The following is a 4,523-nucleotide window of genomic DNA, read 5'->3' as shown; positions in this document are numbered from 1 at the left end:
GTAATTATATAAAATTACAAAAAAAATCTCTAGATAAGTAAGAACTTTCTTGCTTAAATAGAGATTTTTTATTAATCTGAGATTAAAACTATTTTACAACATTCAATACAAGTGTTTCTCCAACTACTGCTTTTCCAGATTCAACTGGGTTTAATGAACTGTAGTCATCACTATTTGAAATTATTACTGGTGTAATAATTGATTTTGCATTTTCTTTTAAGAAGTCATAATCATATTTAACTATTGGATCTCCTGCTTTTACTACTGCTCCTTCTTCTGCAATTCTTTCAAATCCTTTTCCTTCAAGTTTAACTGTATCCATTCCAAGATGCACAAAAATTTCGATTCCAGCAGGTGTTACAATACTAAAAGCATGATTAGTATCAAATATTTTTTCTATTCTTCCAGAAGCTGGTGCTACCATTACTCCAGAGGCAGTTGGCTCAATTGCAACTCCGTCTCCTATCATTTTTTGAGCAAAAACTTCATCAGGTACTTCTGATAAAGGCAATAAGTTTCCTGAAATAGGAGCTATTACTTTCCCATCAAATTCCTGCTTAACTTCTTCACCTTTGTTACCTTTTTTGAATAAATCAAATAATCCCATTTTAATTCCTCCAATTTACTTATTTTATATTTAATTATCCTATTTTTATGTTACCATATATAATCAAATTAGTCAAATTTTTCTTAATTTTAATATGCGATTTTTATATCAATTAATTTGATTTCTTAAAATTATCCTTTAAAACTTTCAAATTATTCTTCGCATGTTCGTCTCCAAGCGCTGCAGCTTTTAAAAACCATTTTTCAGATTCTTTAAAATTTCCTTCATTTCCAAAAATCATTCCTAGACGATTCATCGCATTGATATCATCTTTCCAAGCCATCTGTAAATATATATCTTTTTCTTTAGCAGTCTGTTTAGTTGAATTATAAAATGTCAAAAGATTTTCTTTTGCACCTTCACAGTTCTTTTCAATAGCCATTAAGTAATATTTTTCTGCTTCTTCATTTTTTCCATTCTGCTCATACAAAATTGCTAAATTATTTAAAGCATCATAATCTTTATTTTTAATCGCAATTAAATAATATTTTTCAGCATTCTCAAAATCATGCTGGCTAGCATAAAGATATCCCAAATTATTTGCACATTCATAATCTCCAGCCTCAATAGCTTTCAAAAACCATTTTTTGGCATTTTCATTGTCATAATTATTTTGAAAAATAAGACCAATCTCATTCATAGCCTTTGTATCACCATCTTGTATTCTTTTCATATATTCATCAAATAATTTTTCCATTCCATTTTTTTTCATATATTCTTTCACCATCCTTTCTTAAAATTTTTTGATTTATAAACTAAATAACTTATCAAAGGCATTTTTAGACAATTCAATAAACTTCAGCAGTTCTGCATGAGTAAAAGTTGCTTCTTCTCCTGTCCCCTGCAGTTCGATAAACTCACCTTTGTCATTCATTACAATGTTCATATCCACATCAGCTTTCGAGTCTTCTTCATATTCTAAGTCAAGAAGCATTTCATTTCGGACTTTTCCGACACTTATTGCTGCGACTTTTGATTTTATTGGAATCTCTTTTAATTTTCCTTCATCTATAAGTCTTTCAACTGCTAATTCTAAAGCAAGATAGGCTCCCGTGATTGAAGCTGTTCTTGTTCCTCCATCTGCCTGAATTACATCACAATCTATCATTATCGTTCTTTCTCCAAGCTTTTCCAAATCTATCGCTGCTCTCAAGGCTCTTCCGATTAACCGCTGAATTTCCATTGTTCTTCCAGATAGTTTTCCTTTTATTGATTCTCTTTGGATACGTGTATGTGTTGCTCTTGGAAGCATGCTATATTCGGCAGTTATCCATCCTGATCCTGTCCCTTTTAGCCATCTTGGAATTTTTTCTTCAATTGTTGCATTACAAATAACCTTTGTATTTCCAAATTCGATTAAGACAGAACCTTCTGGATGGACAATATAATTTTTAGTTACTTTTACTTCACGCATTTCATCGTTTTTTCTATTATTATTTCTCACATTTTCTCCTAATTTTTTATCTTTAAATTATTTACCTTTATAAAGTGGAAATTTTTCTGTTAATTTTAAAACTTGCTCTTTTACTTGGGCAATTTTTTCATTGTCATTTATATTTCCTAATACTGTTAATATAAACTGTGCCACCTGTCTTGTTTCTTCTTCCTTAAATTCACGAGCTGTAATTGCAGGTGTTCCTAGTCTTATTCCACTTGTAACAAATGGCTTTTCAGGATCGTTTGGAATAGCATTTTTATTACAAGTTATTCCAGCCTCTTCTAATTTTGCTTCGGCTAATTTTCCTGTAACTCCCATTGGACGTAAATCAACCAGCATTAAATGGTTGTCAGTACCACCACTTACAATTCTAAGCCCGCCTTTTACCAATTCTTCTGACAGAATTTTAGCATTTTTTGCCACTTGCTCCTGATATTTTTTGTATTCTGGGCTAAGTGCCTCTTTAAATGCAACAGCTTTTGCCGCAATTATATGAACTAGCGGTCCTCCTTGTATTCCAGGGAATATTGTTTTATCAATTTTTTTTGCAATTTCTTCGTTATTTGTCAAAATTATTCCACCACGAGGTCCTCTTAGAGTCTTATGAGTCGTAGAAGTTACTACATCTGCATATTCTATTGGATTTGGATGAAGTCCAGCCGCTACGAGTCCAGCGATATGAGCCATATCTACCATCAAATATGCACCAATTTCATCAGCAATTTCTCTAAATTTCTTAAAATCAATTATTCTTGAATAAGCACTTGCTCCTGCAACTATCATTTTAGGCTTTTCTCTTAATGCAATTTCTCTGACTGCTTCATAATCAATCAGTTCTGTTTCGGGATTTAGACCATATTCCAATCCGATGTAATTTTTTCCTGAAAAATTGATTTTATAGCCATGTGTCAAATGTCCACCAGCACTAAGGCTCATTCCTAGAATTTTATCTCCAGCTTCAAGCAGTCCAACATAAACTCCCATATTTGCTTGAGATCCCGAATGTGGCTGTACATTTGCATATTTTGCCCCAAATATTTGTTTCAATCTTTCAATAGCAAGACTTTCCACAACATCAGCATTTGCACATCCACCGTAATATCTCTTTCCAGGATAACCTTCCGCATATTTATTTGTAAATACGGATCCAGCGGCTTCCATTACTGCCTTTGAAACAAAATTTTCTGAAGCAATCAGCTCAATTCCTTCCTCTTGCCTTTTTTCCTCTTCAACAATTGCATTATAAACTTCTAAATCTATATCTTTTATATAGCTCATTCTGATTTCCTCCTAATTTTATTTAAAATTAAATGCTTATTCTGTTAGAAAAAATACTTTATTTTATAACTTGTATTTTTCTGTAATTGTAATAAATTGCCTTTACTAAATCATATTCAAACGGTGAATTTAAATCTCCATATCTCATGCCACTCATTGAACTCGCATTTAGTCCTGTAACAACTGGTTTTGTGAATCCATAAATATTTTTATCAAATACTCCTGTATCAAAAAATAATTTTTCTTCTGCCACACGTCTTACTGCTCCTTCTGATATTGAGTCTATTCCTGCTCCAACAGCATCTCTTAAATCACTTGGTCCTAATACGGGTAAAACTAAAAATGATCCTGTTTTTACTCCATAATGTCCTAAAGTGTCTCCCATTGTTTCAGGGTCTCTTTTCATTCCCATATTTTTAGCGACATCTGCTACACCTAACACTCCTACTGTCGAATTTACAACAAATCTTCCAAGTGCATTTACAGCTTTTCCTGGTTTAAGTTGCAGTACTGAATTTACAAATGTAGGTATCTCACTAAAGTTATTATAAAAATTTGAAATTCCTTTTCTTATTGGTTTTGGTACAACTGCTGCATAAATCCGTGATGCTGGATAAACTATTTTTTTATCAATTTGAGTATTAAAAGCATACATTCTTCTATTAAATGGTTCTAATGAGTCATTTATGCCAGTTAATTGAAAAACTTGATTTGATACAATGTAATCTTCGTTCAACTCTTCCAAATTATTTGCCAAAACACCATATCCATCCTCTTCAAAAGCTATGTATTTATTTGTATCTGGCTTATTTTTCTTTATTTTTATATTTGTTTGTGGAACTAATTTAATATTCTTATCAGATGTTTCCTGTGTTTTACCGTTTACAAATTCAACAAATAAATCATCGTCAGCTTCCTTATTTCTTTCCTCTATATATGTAATTGTATTCTCATTTTTTATTTCCATTAATTCAGCTTTTCCAAGCGTTGCCACAGCAAGCATTGTTCCAAACATTATTAATTTATTTTTTCCTGCCATATTCTAATTTTCCTCCAATTTATCTACCATCAAATTTGCTACATCCTTATGCCAAAGAGCTCCTGTATGTCCACCAAATGGTAACAAAACTTTATTTAAAAATGTATTTTTTATATAGTCTATATCTTGACTTGAATATAAAACGTCATTAGTTGATGTTA

The 4,523-nt window shown here is 31.6% G+C and carries 5 protein-coding genes; all 5 read right to left on the bottom strand.

Going from position 1 to position 4,523, the window contains the following annotated elements:
• Nucleotides 1-88: 88 nt before the first annotated feature.
• Nucleotides 89-607 carry a glucose PTS transporter subunit IIA gene (locus Q0370_RS11020; protein WP_299575669.1) on the bottom strand — a complete coding sequence of 173 codons (519 nt, stop codon included), beginning with the start codon at nt 605-607 and terminating at the stop codon, nt 89-91.
• A 112-nt stretch (nt 608-719) separates the two neighbouring features.
• Complete coding sequence (locus Q0370_RS11015) at nt 720-1,319, bottom strand: tetratricopeptide repeat protein (RefSeq protein ID WP_299575667.1); 600 nt, start codon at nt 1,317-1,319, stop codon at nt 720-722.
• A gap of 36 nt (nt 1,320-1,355) precedes the next feature.
• Nucleotides 1,356-2,051: a ribonuclease PH gene (gene rph, locus Q0370_RS11010; protein WP_147005390.1), complete on the bottom strand. Its 696-nt coding sequence runs from the start codon at nt 2,049-2,051 to the stop codon at nt 1,356-1,358.
• Between the two features lie 27 nt (nt 2,052-2,078).
• A complete protein-coding gene (gene glyA, locus Q0370_RS11005) occupies nt 2,079-3,323 on the bottom strand; it encodes a serine hydroxymethyltransferase (protein ID WP_147005388.1) in 1,245 nt (414 codons plus the stop codon).
• Nucleotides 3,324-3,381: 58 nt separating this feature from the next.
• Nucleotides 3,382-4,362: an MlaA family lipoprotein gene (locus Q0370_RS11000; RefSeq protein WP_299575663.1), complete on the bottom strand. Its 981-nt coding sequence runs from the start codon at nt 4,360-4,362 to the stop codon at nt 3,382-3,384.
• Nucleotides 4,363-4,523: the final 161 nt, after the last annotated feature.

It is taken from the genome of uncultured Leptotrichia sp., from assembly GCF_938036635.1.
In the GTDB taxonomy this organism is placed as follows: Bacteria; Fusobacteriota; Fusobacteriia; order Fusobacteriales; family Leptotrichiaceae; genus Leptotrichia; species Leptotrichia hongkongensis.
Note: the sequence above shows the minus strand (reverse complement) of the source record. Positions and strands in the feature narration are given on the sequence as shown.

Excerpts from the sequence above, each read along its gene's own strand:
- Q0370_RS11020 (WP_299575669.1), bottom strand. The coding sequence starts at position 607 with ATGGGATTATTTGATTTATTCAAAAAAGGTAACAAAGGTGAAGAAGTT.
- Q0370_RS11015 (WP_299575667.1), bottom strand. The coding sequence starts at position 1,319 with ATGAAAAAAAATGGAATGGAAAAATTATTTGATGAATATATGAAAAGA.
- glyA (WP_147005388.1), bottom strand. The coding sequence starts at position 3,323 with ATGAGCTATATAAAAGATATAGATTTAGAAGTTTATAATGCAATTGTT.
- Q0370_RS11000 (WP_299575663.1), bottom strand. The coding sequence starts at position 4,362 with ATGGCAGGAAAAAATAAATTAATAATGTTTGGAACAATGCTTGCTGTG.